General features: G+C 67.4%; 15 protein-coding genes and 1 tRNA gene. 9 read left to right on the top strand and 7 right to left on the bottom strand.

The annotated features are described in order from the left end of the window. Nucleotides 1-4 precede the first annotated feature (4 nt). Nucleotides 5-472 (top strand): RidA family protein, encoded by a 468-nt coding sequence (locus tag MFF54_RS20955; RefSeq protein ID WP_238305838.1) that lies wholly within the window; start codon nt 5-7, stop codon nt 470-472. A gap of 425 nt (nt 473-897) precedes the next feature. After that, nucleotides 898-2,253 (top strand): amidase, encoded by a 1,356-nt coding sequence (locus MFF54_RS20950; protein WP_238305835.1) that lies wholly within the window; start codon nt 898-900, stop codon nt 2,251-2,253. 355 nt (nt 2,254-2,608) lie between these two features. On the opposite strand, the gene MFF54_RS20945 is transcribed toward MFF54_RS20950, so the two are convergent. The 3 genes from MFF54_RS20945 to MFF54_RS20935 all read right to left on the bottom strand — a co-directional run bounded on the left by MFF54_RS20945 (nt 2,609) and on the right by MFF54_RS20935 (nt 5,225). After that, nucleotides 2,609-2,896, bottom strand: a complete 288-nt coding sequence (locus MFF54_RS20945; protein WP_238305895.1) for a helix-turn-helix domain-containing protein — start codon at nt 2,894-2,896, stop codon at nt 2,609-2,611. Between the two features lie 128 nt (nt 2,897-3,024). Next, nucleotides 3,025-3,498, bottom strand: coding sequence for a hypothetical protein (locus tag MFF54_RS20940; protein ID WP_238305833.1), 474 nt, complete (start codon nt 3,496-3,498; stop codon nt 3,025-3,027). Between the two features lie 815 nt (nt 3,499-4,313). Next, the gene (locus MFF54_RS20935) at nt 4,314-5,225 is read right to left on the bottom strand and encodes a LysR family transcriptional regulator (RefSeq protein WP_238305830.1); all 912 of its coding nucleotides are present in this window, start codon (nt 5,223-5,225) and stop codon (nt 4,314-4,316) included. 120 nt (nt 5,226-5,345) lie between these two features. On the opposite strand from MFF54_RS20935, the gene MFF54_RS20930 reads away from it, so the two are divergent. Both MFF54_RS20930 and MFF54_RS20925 read left to right on the top strand, forming a co-directional pair. Then, nucleotides 5,346-6,845, top strand: coding sequence for a CoA-acylating methylmalonate-semialdehyde dehydrogenase (locus MFF54_RS20930; RefSeq protein WP_238305828.1), 1,500 nt, complete (start codon nt 5,346-5,348; stop codon nt 6,843-6,845). 225 nt (nt 6,846-7,070) lie between these two features. Next, nucleotides 7,071-7,349, top strand: a complete 279-nt coding sequence (locus tag MFF54_RS20925) for a hypothetical protein (protein WP_238305826.1) — start codon at nt 7,071-7,073, stop codon at nt 7,347-7,349. A gap of 55 nt (nt 7,350-7,404) precedes the next feature. On the opposite strand, the gene MFF54_RS20920 is transcribed toward MFF54_RS20925, so the two are convergent. Then, a complete protein-coding gene (locus MFF54_RS20920; protein WP_238305823.1) occupies nt 7,405-8,628 on the bottom strand; it encodes an acyl-CoA dehydrogenase family protein in 1,224 nt (407 codons plus the stop codon). A 619-nt stretch (nt 8,629-9,247) separates the two neighbouring features. Here MFF54_RS20920 and MFF54_RS20915 point away from each other — a divergent pair. The 5 genes from MFF54_RS20915 (at nt 9,248) to MFF54_RS20895 (ending at nt 14,392) form a co-directional block, all read left to right on the top strand. Further along, nucleotides 9,248-10,273, top strand: coding sequence for an ABC transporter substrate-binding protein (locus MFF54_RS20915; RefSeq protein ID WP_238305820.1), 1,026 nt, complete (start codon nt 9,248-9,250; stop codon nt 10,271-10,273). Nucleotides 10,274-10,279: 6 nt separating this feature from the next. Beyond that, on the top strand, nt 10,280-11,335 hold the full coding sequence (locus MFF54_RS20910; protein ID WP_238305815.1) for an LLM class flavin-dependent oxidoreductase: 1,056 nt from the start codon (nt 10,280-10,282) through the stop codon (nt 11,333-11,335). Between the two features lie 234 nt (nt 11,336-11,569). Then, nucleotides 11,570-11,643 (top strand) — tRNA-Gln (locus tag MFF54_RS20905). Nucleotides 11,644-11,757: 114 nt separating this feature from the next. Beyond that, nucleotides 11,758-13,527, top strand: coding sequence for a site-specific integrase (locus tag MFF54_RS20900; RefSeq protein ID WP_306423975.1), 1,770 nt, complete (start codon nt 11,758-11,760; stop codon nt 13,525-13,527). 682 nt (nt 13,528-14,209) lie between these two features. Further along, nucleotides 14,210-14,392 (top strand): hypothetical protein, encoded by a 183-nt coding sequence (locus MFF54_RS20895; protein WP_238305810.1) that lies wholly within the window; start codon nt 14,210-14,212, stop codon nt 14,390-14,392. A gap of 721 nt (nt 14,393-15,113) precedes the next feature. Here MFF54_RS20895 and MFF54_RS20890 read toward each other — a convergent pair. The 3 genes from MFF54_RS20890 to MFF54_RS20880 form a co-directional block, all read right to left on the bottom strand. Beyond that, a complete protein-coding gene (locus MFF54_RS20890; RefSeq protein WP_238305808.1) occupies nt 15,114-16,013 on the bottom strand; it encodes a hypothetical protein in 900 nt (299 codons plus the stop codon). Between the two features lie 2 nt (nt 16,014-16,015). After that, on the bottom strand, nt 16,016-16,303 hold the full coding sequence (locus tag MFF54_RS20885; protein WP_238305805.1) for a hypothetical protein: 288 nt from the start codon (nt 16,301-16,303) through the stop codon (nt 16,016-16,018). Nucleotides 16,304-16,503: 200 nt separating this feature from the next. After that, on the bottom strand, nt 16,504-17,264 hold a 761-nt coding region (locus tag MFF54_RS20880), incomplete at its 5' end, for a DUF3102 domain-containing protein (RefSeq protein WP_238305801.1).

Raw genomic sequence — 17,264 nt, 5'->3', positions numbered from 1 at the left:
CACGATGACCAACTCCGTGATGGATCGCTTGGCGGCCCTGAACCTCGTCCTTCCGCCCGTTCCGCCGCCTCGCGGGGCTTTCAAACCCTACTCGCGTGCCGGCAACCTCATCTATCTCGCGGGCCAGATTTGCGAATGGAACGGTGAGGTGCGCTTCTCGGGGGCCATCGGTGGGGTGCACGACCTCGAGGCCGGCCAGGAGGCCGCGCAGCTCTGCGCACTCAACCTCCTGGCTTCCCTGGCTCTTGCCCTCGACGGGGATCTGGACCGGGTCGTGGCCTGCCATCGGCTCGGCGGTTTCGTCTTCGCCGAGCCCGGCTATCCCGACGTGCCAAAGGTCATCAACGGCGCCTCGGACCTGATGTTCGCACTCTTTGGCGAGGTAGGCCGCCATGCGCGGACCGCCGTGGGTGTCGCAACGCTTCCCGCAGGCGCGAGCGTCGAGGTGGACGGGATCTTCGAGGTGTCCTGAACCCCCGTGTTGCGTCAATCCAGGATCACGGTCGCAGGCCTCTCGGACTCAAAGCCGAAGGCCCCAAGGCCGTCGGATGGCCTGACAGACGGTGCGGGGCTCGATGGCCCAGGAAGTGAGGCCGTCGCGACAGGCCGCAACGTTCGCGTCGCTGCGCATGAGAGCCGGTCCCGATCGTGCTGTAATCAGGACCGGCCTCACTCTCTGTCGTGACGCGCTCTCTTGGGCCGAACCGGCGTTCACTTCGGCGCAGAGCGATCTGAGCGGTGGCGGGAGAGACGACAACGGAGCCGCTCCGCGGTGTCGCCAGGACCGGGGCCGGCCCGGCGCCAACCGGCCCCTTCCTTGCTTGCCGAGCTTCACGAGGAAAAGGCCCCTGGCGCAGCCGGTGTTCCGAGGCGTGTCGAGACCCTGATCCAAGCGCTGTGAACGCCATTGCCATGTCCAAGCCCCGCACTCGCCCCTTCTTCCCTGCTCTCGACGCCTTCGCAATGGGGCGCGACACGCCGCGTGCCTTCCTGGAAGGTTGCCTGGAGGAGCTGGCGCGCTGGGAGCCGACGGTCGGTGCCTTCACGCATACGGACAGGGAGAGCGCCCGCCGCGCTGCCGACGCCGCCACACTGCGCTGGAGGGCCGGCCGCGCTCTGTCGAACATCGACGGGATGCCGGTCGGCGTGAAGGACAACATCGACACCGACGACATGCCCACCGGCAACGGCTCGCCGCTCTACGATGGCTACCGGCCGCGTTTCAGCGCCGCCTCGGCCCAGGCCCTGCGTGAGGCTGGGGCGGTCATCCTCGGCAAGACCGTGACGACGGAGTTCGCCTCCACTCAGCCTCGCGGCACGCGCAACCCGTGGGATCCCGCCCGTACGCCGGGTGGCAGCAGCAGCGGATCGGCCGCGGCGGTCGCGGCGGGGATGATCTCGGGCGCACTCGGTACGCAGGTGGTGGGTTCCATCATCCGTCCTGCGGGCTTCTGCGGCGTCTACGGCTTCAAGCCGAGCTTCGGCGGGATCAACCGCGGCGGCAGCCTCGACTTCCTGAGCCAAAGTTGCACGGGCTCCATCGCCGCGAGTCTGGAGGATGCCTGGATCCTCGCCCGCGCGGTCGCGGCCGAGGTGGGTGGCGACCCGGGGTATCCCGGCCTCGGCGGCACTCTGGTCCCGCCCGAACCCTGCGCGCCGCGCCGCCTCGGCCTGTTGCGCACCACCGGTTGGACCGTGGCGAGCGAGGACGCGCGCGCCGCGTTGGAAGCGGCGGCCGAGATGTTGCGGCGGGCCAGTGTGGAGGTTCTGACGCCTGAGACGAGCGCCTCGCTCGCCGCGCTGGAAGCGGCGGTGGCGGAAGCCTTGCCTGAGACACTGCGCATGCTCGCCTGGGAATGGCGCTGGCCGCTGAACGCCTTTGCCGCGCGCGACGCCGAGGCCCTCAGCCCCTCGTCGCGCGAGCGCGCAACGAAGGCTCGGCATGTGACGCGGGAAGAGTATGCGTTTCTGCTTCGACGCCGCCACGAGGCGCGCGCGCTCTTCGCGACGGTGATGGAAGATCACGACGCGCTCATCGGCCTCACTGCGCCGGGTGCCGCGCCGATAGGCCTTGAGACAACGGGCAATCCCGCCTGCGTCGTGCCCGGCTCGTACCTTGGCGGACCGGTGGTTGCCCTGCCGCTGCTGCACGACGGTGGACTGCCCTTGGGATTGCAGGTGCTTGGCAAGTCGGATGAGGACGAGGTACTTTTCGCGCAAGCATCCTGGATCCGGAGCATCCTCCAGAACTGATCCATCGCCCGGACCGATTTGGACGCAGGTGGATGTGGTAAGCTACATCGGTCAGAGCTGTGGCTGAGCGCGCTGAGGCGCCACGAGCCCCGCAGGCGGTCACCGCAGGACATCGGTCGGAGGCGCTGGGACAGCGCGAGCTCGCCGCTCTGCGGCCAATCATGTGGCCAGAGCAGGGGTCCGGTCTGACTCTGGAAGGTCTACGACGCAGCCGGGACAGTTCATGCCGCCGACGGGTCGCGCCCGTAAGCCCGTGCCGGACCGGGAGCCGCAGGAGGCCGAGGCGGTGCTGGCCGAACTTGCCTGGCGGCGCATGGCTTGGCGTCAGGGCGCCAAATCGAGGCCCCGACCGCCATCACGGTACGGTGCGGGCCGTGACCAAATCGCCGATCAGAACGACGCCGACCACCCGGCCGTCGAGCCGGACGAAGCGGACGCCGCCCCCTCTCAGGGCGGCGACCGCTTGCATACGGGACTGTGCCGACACCACCGTCGCATCCTCTTCCAGGCGCCGCAGCGTCGAGAGCGAGAGCCGGCTCCGCTCGGACAGCGTGTGCAACGGCCAACCGAGCATCGCACGGGCGGCGCGCAGATGCTGGCGCTGAACGGTGTCGTCGTCTTGGACGTCATCGGATGTCTGCATCGGACAGGCGAACCGATGCTTGGTCCACGCAGCAGGCATGGATCGGTCTACCGCCCGAGGCGAACTGGACTGGGCGGGATGCGCCGTCTCAGCCCCCCTCGCAATGCAAGCGGGGAAGCATTCCGTCCTCAAGGCCGCCAACGCAGATCACCCTGAACATGGCCGTTACGGCCGCGCGTTTTCCTCCCGCCCCTCGAAGTGGCGTTCCTTCCTTGAAGATTCGGGTTCGTACGGTGTCCGGGGGGCACATCCGCCGAGGTCGCCTCCGCCAGGGCCTCGACCGCAGCGCCATCATCGACATCCGTGCGTACTGCCCGCACGGAGGCGCCGGATCGTTCGGGCCCAGACCGCGCCCGCTGCAGCCCTCCGCCGGGCAAGCCGGCAAGGAGGACGTGCATGTCCTCGCCGGCAGACGAAGGGGCATCGAGCGTCCGGACGACGTCGGTCAGGTCGGCGACCATTGCCAACTCGTCCAGGTCTGACGGTGGGTCGCAGTCGATGACGAAGACGCCGTACCCCTCGGCCGTCAGGTACGGGACCAGCGTCTTGCCGGCCTTCCCATACCCTTCGGTCACGGCGATGCGCCTGATATTTCCAGCCAAGTCCCAACCTCGATTGACGGTGGCTGCCGGCCTCCGGCGCTGACACATCTAACCCCATCGACGTGTGCTTATGTCGCTCCAAAACTCACCGTAGCGTTCAGAAAAACTCAACACCAGCATGAGAACAACGATTGTCATGGCGTTGCCACAGGAAAGCTTCAGATCGCTAGTTTATTGGCTCGATACGCAGACTTTATTGTTTATATAACTTGATCTCTCGGAATATTATTACCCATCTTGGCAACATATCTATATTTTAAAAAGTAAAATATCGCGAATATACAAACATACTATTGCCAATTACAACCGTTATATTCCAACACGCAGTGTCCTTGTTCTGGCGTCCGACACTTCGAGCCCGACAAACTCAATCGTTGACTCTGTACCGTCCGCCGAATCAATCCCCCTGAGCGACCTCAATCTTTTCGCGGGATCGCCCAGTCGGGCGGCTTAGCCCCTGGCACAAGCTCTGCGAACGGGACCGGACTTGCGATGTGCAAATTCTCACGCGTTCCGCCTGCATCATTGACAAAAATCTTGATTCTGTCCAACAAAATATTCAACATCGAAGCCACTCAATTTGAAAATCTGCATAAAATGATATACAACAACCATAAATCTGAGCACAAACCCGGCTTATTTCTACAGAGCCCCACACAAACCACTCATTCATTCTGCGCGAATATTCTTATAAATCCAATATTGACGCAAATTTAACGTATGATTTACTGAATATTATAGAAGCGCTATCTCACAGGCATATCGCATCGCGATCGAATCGTGAGAGAAGATGGAAATCGGCCTCATTCAACGCCTCAGCCATCTCGGGAATTCACCGTGCGGCTCGGCTGGAATCGGTCGCGCGCCTCGCGGAAGAGGCGGACGATGAACTCACGGCAGGCGGCGACACGGCGCGCCTCGTGACTGTCGGGATGCGACATCAGCCAGTAAGTCCGTTGAAACGCGATTTCCGGAAGGATCTGGGAAAGGTCCGGACAATTGGAGGCCGCGAAATCGTGCAGGATCCCGATCCCGGTCCCGGCCCGGACCGCCTCCAGCTGACCGACCGCCCCGGCGCAGCGGAATACACGCCGAGCCCGCCCCTGCAGGAAGGCCGTGTAGTCGAGAGCCGAGGCATAGGCGTAGTCGTCGACGCCGATCACGGCCGTATGCGCGGCGAGATCGGCTTCACATGCAGGTCGGCCCGCCCTGTCGAGATAGTCGTGCGCCGCGTAGAGGCTGAGGCTGTAATCTGTGAGCTTCGAGAGGATCAGGCGCCCGTGGGTTGGCCGATCCAGGCTGATCGCGAGATCGGCCTCGCGCCGCGACAGGGAGAAGGAGCGCGGGAGCGGCACCAACTCGACGACGAGATTGGCGTAGCGGCCGGCGAAGAGGCCGAGCTCGCGCGCCAGGAACAGGTTGCCGAGGCCGTCAGGGGCGCCGATCCGCACCGTGCCGCTCGGCTCGGCCTCCTGCGCGCGCATTCGGGCGGTCACGCCCAGCACTTCCGCCTCGATCCGCTCGGCGACGGGCACGAGGCGTTCGCCGGCCTCAGTGAGCGCAGAGCCGTTGGGCCTGCGGTGGAACAGCACCGTCCCGAGGGCAACCTCCAGCGCCTCAAGGCGGCGTGCCACGGTCGCGTGGTTGAGGCCGAGACGGCGCCCAGCCTCCAGCATCTGGCCGTGCCGGGCGACCGCCAGGAAGATCTGCAGGTGATCCCAGTTCATGGACATCAAAAATCGCACAACAGTTCAGCAAGATCGGCCATTGAGGCTCCGGATTCGTAGGCCGACAACGGCGGCACTACAATCGGCGGTTCAGACGCCGCGCAGGGAAAGGGAACGCCCATGCCCACCGAGATCCAGCACTTCATCGACGGTGCCCGCGTGCCTGGCCGGTCCGGGCGCACGGCGCCGGTCTTCAATCCGGCCACAGGCGAGCAGACCGGCGCCGTCGCGCTCGCGAGCCGCGACGAGGTCGAGGCCGCCGTGGCCGTCGCCCGCGCCGCCTTCCCGGCCTGGGCCGCGACCCCGCCGCTGCGGCGTGCCCGCATCCTCAACAAGTTCCTGGCGATCCTTGAAGCGCACACGAATGAACTCGCGGCAGTGATCACCGCCGAGCACGGCAAGGTGCTCTCCGACGCCAAGGGCGAGGTCCAGCGTGGCCTGGAGGTGGTGGAGTTCGCCACCGGCATTCCGCAGCTCCTCAAGGGCGAGGTCACCGAGAATGTCGGCACGCGCGTGGATTCCCACTCGCTGCGCCAGCCGCTCGGTGTTGTCGCCGGCATCACCCCGTTCAACTTCCCCGCCATGGTGCCGATGTGGATGTTCCCCGTCGCGCTCGCCTGCGGCAACTGCTTCGTGCTGAAGCCTTCCGAACGCGACCCCTCCGCCGCGCTCCTCATCGCCGCGTGGCTGAAGGAGGCCGGTCTGCCGGACGGCGTGTTCCAGGTGGTGCAGGGCGACAAAGAGGCGGTGGACGCACTGCTCTACAGCCCCGGCATCAGCGCGGTAAGCTTCGTCGGCTCGACCCCGATCGCCCGCTACATCTACGCGACCGCGACCAGTCAGGGTAAGCGCGCCCAGTGCCTTGGCGGGGCCAAGAACCACATGATCGTGATGCCCGACGCCGACCTCGATCAGGCCGTCGACGCACTGATGGGTGCGGCCTACGGCTCGGCGGGCGAGCGCTGCATGGCAGTGTCGGTGGCGGTGCCGGTGGGCGAGAAGACCGCCGACGCGCTGATTGAGCGCCTGATCCCGAAGATCCGGGCCCTGAAGGTCGGGCCCGGCACGGATCCGGAGGCCGAGATGGGCCCCCTCGTCACGAAGCAGCATTACGAGAAGGTGCGCGGCTACATCGACCAGGGGGTGGCCGAGGGCGCCGAGCTTCTGGTGGACGGGCGCGAGCTCAAGCTCCAGGGCTATGAGCAGGGCTACTTCCTCGGCGGCTCGCTGTTCGACCGGGTGACCCCGGAGATGCGGATCTACAAGGAGGAGATCTTCGGCCCCGTCCTCGCAGTGACGCGCGCGCCGGACTACGCGACGGCGGCGCGCCTTATCAACGAGCACGAGTTCGGCAACGGCACCGCGATCTTCACCCGCGACGGCGACGCGGCGCGCGAGTTCGCGCATCAGATCGAGGTGGGCATGGTGGGCATCAACGTACCGATCCCGGTGCCGATGGCGTTCCACTCCTTCGGCGGCTGGAAGGCCTCGCTGTTCGGCGACCACCACATGCATGGGCCGGAGGGCGTGCGCTTCTACACCCGCCTGAAGACGATCACGACGCGCTGGCCAACCGGCATTCGAGCCGGCGCCGACTTCGTCATGCCGACGATGCAGTAGGTGAGGCGATGGCAGGATCTGACGCCCATCCTGCCATCGACCTGCAGATTGCGAAGCGGCGCCAGTGAATCGGAAGCTCCCAGCCGGCTGCTTTGGCGGCCGCTGGGAGCTTCCCGAACATCGAAGCGCGATGTCCGGAGGGGGCGCTCGCGGGCAAGGCGCGGGCGGAGCAAGACATCGTTAAGCATGTCGCCGTAACCCGGTTCGATCCGCCGGGACGCTGCCATGCCGAGCCTTCGCCACCTCCTCGTCGATGCCGCAGCCGTCGCGCTGGTGGGCATCGGCATGACCGCCGCCGTCAGCGGCTACCTGCACAACCTCCCCGACCCGGCCACCGCGGGCCGCCCCGACTGGGACGAGCCGCTCACAACCGGCTCGATCGCCCCGCGTTCCGCGCCGGTGATCGAGATCGAGGAGGCGGAGACCGCGGGGGTCGAGAGCCCGCGATCCTGGGCCGATCCACCTCTGCGCGCCTCCAGGCTCTCCCGTCACCGGCCGTCCTGAGCGGCACCGCCCCGGATCGTTTTCACGGCGCCCGGACGCGCCGCGGACAGGCCCCTCAAACGGTGCCGACGCGGTACTGGCGCGGCGGCTCCGTGCCGTTGACCGCGAAGGCGCCGACGATGCGGTCGCGGTAGATGCGCGGATTGTGCGACGCGATGGTACGGGCATTGCGCCAGTAGCGGTCGAGCCCAAGCCCCTCCTTCACCGCAGAAGCGCCGAGCGCGTCGAACAGGCCGGTCGTCGCCTCCAGCACGAGATTCGTGACCACGGTGACTGCCTGGTTCACCTCGATGTCGGCGAGCGCGGTCGCCCGCTCGGCTGCCGCCCGATCGCTGCCCGGATCCGCATCGTGCGCGCGCTGGAGCGCCTCGGCCGCCTTCAGCACCACGGCGCCTGCCGCGTAGGCGTTGCCGCGCACCCGCCCAACCACCGCCTGGACCTGGGGATCGTCCGCGGTGCGGCCGGCATTGCCATGGCTGTAGACGCGGGTGCGCTCGGCCACCAGCCGGGCCACGTCCTCGGCGGCGGCCCGGCCGATGCCCGCGAGCGTCGCCAGATGCACGAGCTGGAAGAAGGCCATCGCGTAGGGGAAGCGTGCCGGATCCGGCTTGATCAGCTCAGGGCCCAGCACCACGCCCTCGAAGCGCGCTGTGCCGCTCGCGGTGAGCGCCTGCCCGAACCCGTCCCAATCGTCCACGATGGCGACGCCCGGCGCGCGGGTCGGCACCGCGGCCGTAACCGGCGCGCCCTCCTCGTCCTGCGCCGAGAGGTGGATGTAGTCCGCGAAGAGCGAGCCGGTCGTGTAGAACTTCCGCCCGTCCAGGACATGCGCGTCCCCGCGGCGGCGCACCACCGTGTCGAACTGGCCGACCTTGGCGGGTCCCGTTTCCGAGACGCCGCTGCCGATGGTCTCGCCCGCCCCGATCCGCGCGATCCAGAGCGCCCGCCAGTCCGGCGAGGACGAGCAGAGCACGTCCTCGGTGAAGCCGAAATGGGCCCGCAGCGCGTTGGTGACGTTCGAATCCGCCTGTGACAGCTCGATCAGGAGGTTGAACAGCTCGGGCAGGCTCGCCCCGTGGCCGCCCGCTTCGGGCGCGAGGCGGAGCGTCGTGAAGTTGGCCTCCTTCAGCCAGCCGATCTCGGCATGCGGCAGGCCGTGCCCGCGGTCGCGCTCCACTGCCGTCGCCCGGATCTCCGCGAAGACCGGCCGGAAGCGCGCGGCCAGCTCCTCGTAGCGCCCACTCGGGCCCGCGCCCCAACCCGCATCCGTCTGCGACATCGCCGTTCCATCCTGATCGCCGCCGCGCTCCGGCAACCGGAGGTCGCGACGGAACATGGAGGGAGCAGGATACGTCGGGACCTCAAGGTTTCGCGAGACGCAATCGGCTCCAGGCCAGCATTTTGGAAGCACATCCTTTGACCCGGACACTTGGCAAACCGTTCTTCTGCCTGAAAGGCAGCGGGGAACATGATGTTTTTCCCGAGCGAGCGATGAGAGCGGGGCGGGAGCCGGCTCGCCGCAGGCGTCGTGCGGCTCGCCCCTGAGCGCCGGGTGCGCCTCTCGACCTCCGTCTCCGCAATCGGGTGGCGCGGCTAGTATCCTCGGCGCCCCGGAACGACGGTGTGATCGCGGGCAGCGAAAGGGCCAAAGAACCGGTGCGTCGGACAACGCGCCGGGCATCGAGGAACAGGTCCTGTTCCCGCGGCCTGATCCGGAGAAGGGCCGTCCCCGATCCGCCAGAACTTTGCCAACACATTCCGTTGATCACCACACCCGTCCCGGTCTCTGATGGATCTCGCCTGCCGCGGGCGCGCCGGATGCTCGACCGGCACGCCTCGCGATGCCGGGCTGGGCAGCCGGCATCGCGCCGGCCCCGAATGTCCATCCGGAGACCCCGATGACCGACGACAGCCCGCGCGAAGGCTTGCGCGACGGCCCGACCTCTCGCCGGAGGCTCCTGCAGGCGGGCGTCGGCGCAGCGGGCGCTTGCGCCCTGGGCCTGCCCTTTGGCCTGCCCCTGGGCCCACCCGCCGCCCGCGCCGCCGAGCGCGTGGTGCGGATCAGCATGCAGCGCTCCTCGGTGCTGTTCACTGTGCTCAAGGTGCGCGGCCTCCTGGCCGAGCGTCTCGCGCCGCTCGGCTTCGCGCCGTCCTGGCACCTCTTCACCAGCGTGATCGAGCCGATGAATGCGGGTGCCGTCGACATCCACGCGGACGTGGCCGACGCGGTGCCGATCTTCACCCAGTCCGCGAACGCGCCGCTGACGTTCTACGCTCGCGAGCGCGGCTCGCCCGCGGCCGAGGCGATCATCGTGCCGGCGGATTCGGCCATCCGCACGGTGGCCGATCTCAAGGGCCGGACCGTCGGCGTTTCGCGGGGCTCGGGCAGCCACTTCGTGCTCGCCGCGGCGCTCAAGCGCGCTGGCCTCGGTTTCGCCGACATCCGGCCGGCCTACCTGCAGGCGCCGGAAGGGGCTGCGGCCTTCGAGAAGGGCAGCATCGACGCGTGGTCGATCTGGGACCCGTTCCTGGCCTTTGCCGAGGCCAAGCGCCCGGTGCGCATGCTGGCGGACGGCAGCGGGCTGACGAGCTACCACCGCTACTACTTCGTCAACGACGCGTTCGTCGCCGAGCACCCGCAAATCGTGGTGGCGGTCTACGAGGCCCTGATCGAGGCGGGGCGTTGGGTGAAGGCCGAGCCGGAGGCCGCCGCCGCCCTGCTGGCCCCGCTCTGGGGCGACGTGCCGCCCGCCGTCGTGGCTGCCGCGAATGCCCGACGCACCTACGTCGTCGAGCCGGTGGCGCGGGAGCAGCTCGGCGAGCAGCAGGACATCGCCGACGTGTTCCTCGAGGCGAAGCTCATTCCGCGCCGGATCGACGCGACAGCGGTGAAGATCTTCCAGCCCTCGTCGGTGAGGGGCTGAGGAAAGATGCGCGAGCCTCCCCGCTTCGGCATCTGGGCCGCCGTCCACGGCTCACGCGCCGCCCACCACGATCCCGATGAGCCTGACGACGCCTCCTGGGAGCGCAACCGCGCCCTGGTCCTGGAGGCGGAGAGCCTCGGCTTCGACGCGGTGCTCGTTGCCCAGCACACGGCCAATCCCTACGACGACGAGCGCGACCAACTGGAGGCCTGGACGGCCTCGGCGGCGCTCGCGGCATTGACCCGGCGGATCGAGATCATCGCGGCGATCAAGCCGGGGCTCTACCATCCGGTCGTGCTGGCCAAGATGGCACTGCAGATCGAGCACGTCGCGGGCGGCCGCTTCGCGCTCAACCTCGTGAATGCCTGGAACCGGGCCGAGTTCGAGCGGGCGGGCCTACCCTTCCCGGACCACGACGAGCGCTACGCCTACGGTCGCGAGTGGATCGGCCTCGTAGACCGGCTGATGCGCGGCGAGCGCGTGCGCTTCGAGGGCCGGCACTTCCGGCTGGAGGATTACCAGCTGCGCCCGGCCGGAACCCACCGACCGCGCCCAAAGATCTATCTCGGCGGCGAGTCGGAACCGGCCCGGGCGCTCGCCGCGGACCATGCCGATGTCTGGTTCATCAACGGCCAGCCTCTGGCGGACGTGCGGGCGCTCATCGCAGACGTCGCCCACCGCCCGACTGCGATCGGGCCGCTGCGCTACGCCCTCTCGGCCTTCGTGATCGCGCGCGAGAGCGACGCGGAGGCGCAAGCCGAGCACGCGCGGCTCCTCGCTCTTGCGCAGCACGACGCCGCCCTGCGCGCCGACACCCGCGCCCGCACGGACCGCGCCGCCGTGATGTTCGCCAAGACCGACGCGGCGGCCTCCCGCCATGTCGGCACCAACGGCGGCACGGCGGCGCGGCTCGTCGGCAGTTACGAGACAGTCGCGGCACGCATTCGCGCGTTTCACGCGGCCGGCATCGCGATGTTTATGCTGCAATTCCAACCCTTCGAGGCGGAGATGCGCCGCTTCGCGGAGCATCTCATTCCCCGCCTGCGCCCGCAGGACGGCTGAGCGCCCTTCCGTCGGTGCGGTGTGGCCAGCCGGCGCGCATCCTCGTCGATGCCGGGCGGAGGGGTTCGTCCGGGTCGATCCTCGCCTCGGCCCTCGCAACGCTGCGACGCAGGTCCAGAGAGTGGTTGACCTGAGCCGGCTTTGCCCCTAAGTGAGCGGCACCCGAGCAGGCGGCCTCACGGCGCTGCTCCCGGGGCTGGCGTCGCCGCATACGACCTTGTGGCGAGCCGCTGATGGGGGATAGTTTAACGGTAGAACGGTGGACTCTGACTCCTCTAGTCCTGGTTCGAATCCAGGTCCCCCAGCCACCTGATTTCCTAAGTCATTCTGATCGCTGAGCTTCAGGTCACGCCGCCCCGCGGTGTGGGCCCCCTGCTACACACCGCTGCTACACAAGCCGTCCCGGGCGGCGAAGGAGCGGTGTGGGTGGACTCGCGAACCTCGTCCTGCGCGGACGGGTCTTCTACTTCCGGCGCCGCGTGCCGGCCGACCTCCGGGAGCGGTTAGGCCGGCGCGAACTTGTGCGCAGCCTCGGAACCGTCGACCCGAGGGCTGCGCGGTCGAACGCCTGTCGGCTATATCTCGCCTCGGAAGGCCTGTTCACGGGCCTGCGCGCGACTCCGATGCTGACCGACACCGAACTCTCCCGCCTCGTGCAGGATTTCTACGCCTCCGTGCTGCAGGGAGACGATGCGGTCCGGCTCGCGCGGGCCGAACCGCTGCCCTCCCACCTCGTGGCGGCCAAGCGCGACTTCTATGGAAAGGTCGCTGCCCGGGCCCGCGAGGCGCTCGCCGGCGATGGGTTCGGCGAAGCCCGCGAGATCGCGGCCTCGCTCCTGCGCCGCCAGGGTATCGCGACGGCCACCTTCGGCGTCGCCGAGTGGAACCAGGTACGCCAGGCCGTGCTCAAGGCCGGCATCGACGTCGCCGAGGCGATGCAGGCGCGCTGCGCCGGCGACTTCGAGCACGAGCCGAAGGATCGGCGCCTGAAGATGGCGCTGGCCGCGCTGGCGTCCGAACCGGCCCCTGCACCGGCACCCGCGGCCCCCGCGGCTGCGCCATCCGCATCGACCTCCGAGCCCGTTGCAGCGGAGGCGGCTACGTCCAAGCCGTTGTCCGAACTCTGGCCGGCCTTCTGCGAGCAGCAGACCGTCTCGGGTGCCTGGGAGGGGCAGACGGCTTCGCAGGCGAGAGCCACCTTCCGCCTCTTCATCGACGTCTGCGGCGACAAGGCGACGGCGGCCTACACCCGTGCAGATGCGAGCCGCTTCAGGCAGCAGGTCGAGCGCTTGCCGGCGCTCTATTCAAAGTCTCCGCGCTACCGCGGCAAGAGCGTTGCCGAGGTCATAGCGCTGTACGCCGAGGATACGGGGACAACCAGAGGCAAGCCCCTGACCCCCAAGACGATCAAGCGCCACTTCTCCGCCCTCTCGACGTTCTGGGAGGCGGCCGAGGCTGGTGGCGAGGTCGGGGACAACATCTTCAAGGGCTTTCGCTTCGGGGCGGCCAAGAAGGCCACCGAGCAGCGGCAGATGTGGGAGAAGGAGGATCTCGCACGCCTGTTCGCCACGCCGATCTGGACCGGCTGTCTGTCGGAGCAGCGACGGAAAACGGCAGGCTCGCTGATACTGCGCGATGAGAAATTCTGGCTGCCCTTGATCGCCGTGTTCTCCGGCCTGCGCCAGGAGGAGATCTGCCAGTTGCACGTCGCCGATGTACAGCAGAAAGAGGGCATATATTTCTTCGACATCAATGACAAAGGCACGCGCAAGCTCAAGAACCGGTCCGCCGCGCGGCGCGTTCCTGTCCACGCGGAGCTGATCCGCCTCGGCCTGCTTGATGAAGTCGCGGCACGGCGACGCGCGGGCGAGCCGCGTCTTTTCCCGCAGTTGGAGGGCGGGGGCGCCGACGGGCGTCTGGGCCACGCCTACACCAAGGCGTTCACTCGCTACCGGCAGGATGTCGGCCTCTACCAGTCCGGCCTCGATTTCCACTCCTTCCGGCACAGCGCCACGACCTTCATGCACCAGGCGGGCATCCACGCCACCGTCGTCGATCATGTCACGGGCCACGTCACGGCAGGCGAGACCGCGCGCTACACCAAGCGCTCCAGCCTGCAGCAGATGCAGCAGGCTATCGACGCCATCGCCATCGACGTCGATCTCTCGGCGCTTCACCGTCCGCCTGGATGATCCGCCCGCATCTGTTTCGGATCTGTTGGCCCGCCTGGGGGATACGCCAAGCCCCCCATGGGCTCCGGTCCCCGCCGCTAACCAGGTGGATCCAGGGGACAGCCGGATCGCAAGCCGAAGGGCATCGGCAGCAAGCGGACGGGCTCGGCAACGAGCTGCTCGGGAGAGGGCCCATCCGCAGGATGGAGGAAGGGATCGCTCCCACCCTCCTGGACGACCCGAGCCGCTACGGATCGCACGGCAAGGGTCCTGTCCGCGCTGGCCGCCCGAGAGGGCGGGAAGCGGTGCGTAAAGGCCGACAGCCCAACCCCGGCCTGCCTGTCATAAGGTTGCACCTCGATCCGACGGTTGACCAATGGCGTGGCTCCGGGGTTCCTGACCTCAAAGCGCATAGGCTCAGCTGGCTTCGCCACCGCAAGGCGAAGCCTTGCCTAGCGGCAAGACGGCCTCCCTCCAACGTCCACCAGGGTTCCTGGGGCCGACAGCCTCGGACAACAGACAGAACTCGAACCCTGGCTCAATCAAACTCTGAATCGGGCCACGGCACCGGGCCTGCCCGACGACCTCCTCCTGATGCTCTCCGCGACGAAGCCGGCCGCGCCTGAGGCGCCGGAGCGGGCCCGCCTATATGGCCCGGCCCACGGCCGCGGCGCCGGGGCATCCTTCGTCCAGGAGCATCATCATGGCAGCCGAGACCACCACGACCGAGACCAGCCCGCCCCGCGCCCCGGCGCCCGAACGGCCAAGCAACCCCTTCGTCAAGGCCGCCCAAAAAGGGCTGCCGAAGGCGGACCCAGGCGGCCCGACCCCGGCGGAGCTGGAGGCGGGACTCTGGGCGGACGTTCCAGGCTACAACGAGGACTGAGCGATCAGTCCGCATCGGCATCCGGCTCTCGCCCTTCGCGACGGCGGTGAAGATCGCAACGCACAGCAGGAGGGGCGGCATCAGGCGCCCCTTCTTTGCTGTCGGCTCAAACCATGCCCGACCATGATGCCGATTTCGGCTCGCGACCCGGGCGCCTTGCTCTCCTGAGGCGGCCGATCCCATCTTCGTCGGCACGGAGGTGGTCGAGGCAAACGCTATGGGTTCTGCCCATCAAGAGCCGCGCGCGGGCTGGTTGGAGGCTGGTCAGAGGTCGATATACGCGTAGATCTCCTTCCGCCTCACCCAAGCAATCCCCCCTCCGCTCCGACGGAGGCGGAGCGGAGGGGATGGTGTACGCCTCTCCTCTGCTCCACCGCGGATCCTCTCCAGCCCTGATCCTCTACCTGCTCCGCGCCATCCTCTCTGCCACCTGTCCGGCGCTCACCTTCGACGAGGCTGAGCTGACGACCTTCGGCAAGACCGATGCGTGCGGAAGGCCGTGTTCCTCTCGGCAGGTCTCCCGAGCCTTCGTCGGCTTCTGGCTCGTGCCGCGCTTCGTAGGCCGACCAACGGCGCCAGGATGCCTGCCAGGACACCGCCCTCTTAGTCGCGCCCACCGAAGGGGATTTCTGTCAGTCCGGCCAGAGGGCAGATGCCCGGCATGGACCGTGACGAGGTCCGCCTCTTCGTAGCCCCCATGACAGCATCCTCCAGGCCTCGATCAGATCTGCAGCGTCCGCATAAGCGAGTCGATGTCGGTCTCGGCCTCGGGAACCGCGATCGGCAGGATGGGAGGAAGCCGGGTGATCCGCCGATGAAACTCGGGCGGGTACAGCCCGCGGATGTCACGGCAGCCGTCTTCGTAGCTGGAGCGGAACGGCGTCAGCCCCCGCCGCGTGGCCACCCCAAACTTCGCCAACGGCTGCCGATAGGGCTTCTCGACAGTGAAGCCCTCCAGCCAAGCCGTATCGTCGCGAGCGTGTTGAGGGGTGAACGGGCAGCCTAGCGCCCGCTGAGCCGGCCTCAGGCTGTCGGAATGCCCGCAGCGGAATTTCAAGGTCACCGGACCGGGGTCGCGCCATTCGTAGGCGATCAGATCACCAAGGCGCACACTACGGCCGTTCGGCGCGTTCGGCGCGGACTGGACCACGACGGACTTGTCATAGCCCTTCATCTGATAGCTGAATGCCAGCCAGTGCAGCCATACTGTCTCCTGCGGGCGGGTCTTGACCTCCACGGCGGTCGGCGCCCGGCACTGTTGCTGACGCTTCGCGTACCGCTTGGCCCATTGCCGGACCCAAGTCCGATACTCGCTCCGTTGATCATACGGCGTCCAAGGCCCGCCCGGAATGTAGACGGCCAAATGGGTATGCGTACCGAACCGAGCGGAAACTTCGTGGGCATAGAGATACACGACAGGCAGATTGCGCTGTGCCAGCCAATCCCGCATGCACTTTAGGAATTTGGTAAAGAGGGCCTGCACCTCGGTATCGGAGCGGCAGCCGAGCAGGCTCCAGCTCACCGTCACCGTCGTGTCGCATGGCAGGCCGGATTTGACCGCGAATTCGGCGGCGGCGTAATGGTCCGCGAACTCGGCCTCGCTGATGAGGCGCGACGGCACCCCTACCGTCCGCGGGTGCGCCACCGTCCAAGGCCGTACGGCGGCCGGTACTTGTTGATGAAGATGTGTGGGTTGTCCGCCTGCTGCTTCATCTGCTCCAGACATACGATTCTCCCGAAATCCGTGTCGTCTTCACCCCAGATTGCTTTCGCCAGTTCAGCCCTGCGGCCCGTGCCCGAAAAGACAAAATCATCGGGATCCGGGCCGCCCCTGCCCAGCACGGTGCGGGCGTAATCATCCGGATCGTCGAAGTCGCTGGATCGGTAGAGATGGAGGCGATACCGTTTCATGTCGGACCTCGTCTATGTGCCTTCGGCATGCTGTAGTGCATTTGAACGGGGCGAGCAGGCATGCTCCTCACGGAGCCTTCCTCTCGCCCCGGTGCAGACCGTCACGCTTGCGGGACGAGGATCGGCCCCGCAATTAGGACCGGCCTCTCCGGGCTGGTGCGCATGATGGATTGCGGGCCGGTTTCTCCCGGCTGCATCGGTCAGGCTTGTGCAGCGTCGAGCGACACCGGCTCGGGCCGGTCCATCTCCGCCGGCTCCTGCTTCAACATCTGCACCAACTCGCTCGCGTTGACGCCCTGCAGGAGTTCCCGCAGCCGCACCTCCTGTCCCTTCGTCACGGACAGGATGAACTCGGCGGCACGTTGCGCCTTCGTCTTCACCTCTCCACCATTCGACTCGGCTTTTGCGGCCTTCGCAGCGGTGCGCGCCGTCTTCACCCGTTCACGGATCTTGCGAAGGCTCGGCCGCTGACCGGCCTCCAACTCACCCTCGATCTCGGTGCGCAGCTCCTCAGGCGTCGCTTCTGCGGTCAGCAGATAGATGCCCGTTGCCTCAAGGCAGCCGACCAGCTCCTCCTTCGGCCCCCAGACCTTGAACGCGCGCATGTAGCGGGCGGCCGTGCTGGCGCCCCAGGTCGGGAACTGCGTTCGGACCCAATCCCCGAAGCCGCCGTGCACCACCTTGCCCTTGGCGGTCGTGAGGTCGCGACCGATCGCGAAGACGCGTTCGGTGAGGATCTGATAATTCTGTCGGATTCGCTCGGCAAGCTCATCAAGGCTCGACGCCGAATTCGAGGTCGGCACCGTTTCCACCACCTCTACGGCAGCGGGGGGCACCTCATCGATTCCCGTCTGCGCCTCGGTCTCCTGCGCGGGGCGCTCGACTTCTAAAATGATGTTGCTATCTGACATGCTGTTACTCCCATGCCAGACCCATTTTCTTGGTCTGGCATGGGAGTAAC

Source organism: Methylobacterium gregans, assembly GCF_022179245.1.
GTDB classification, from domain to species: domain Bacteria; phylum Pseudomonadota; class Alphaproteobacteria; order Rhizobiales; family Beijerinckiaceae; genus Methylobacterium; species Methylobacterium gregans.
The sequence above is the reverse complement of the archived record's forward strand: the minus strand, read 5'-3'. Positions and strand labels throughout refer to the sequence as shown.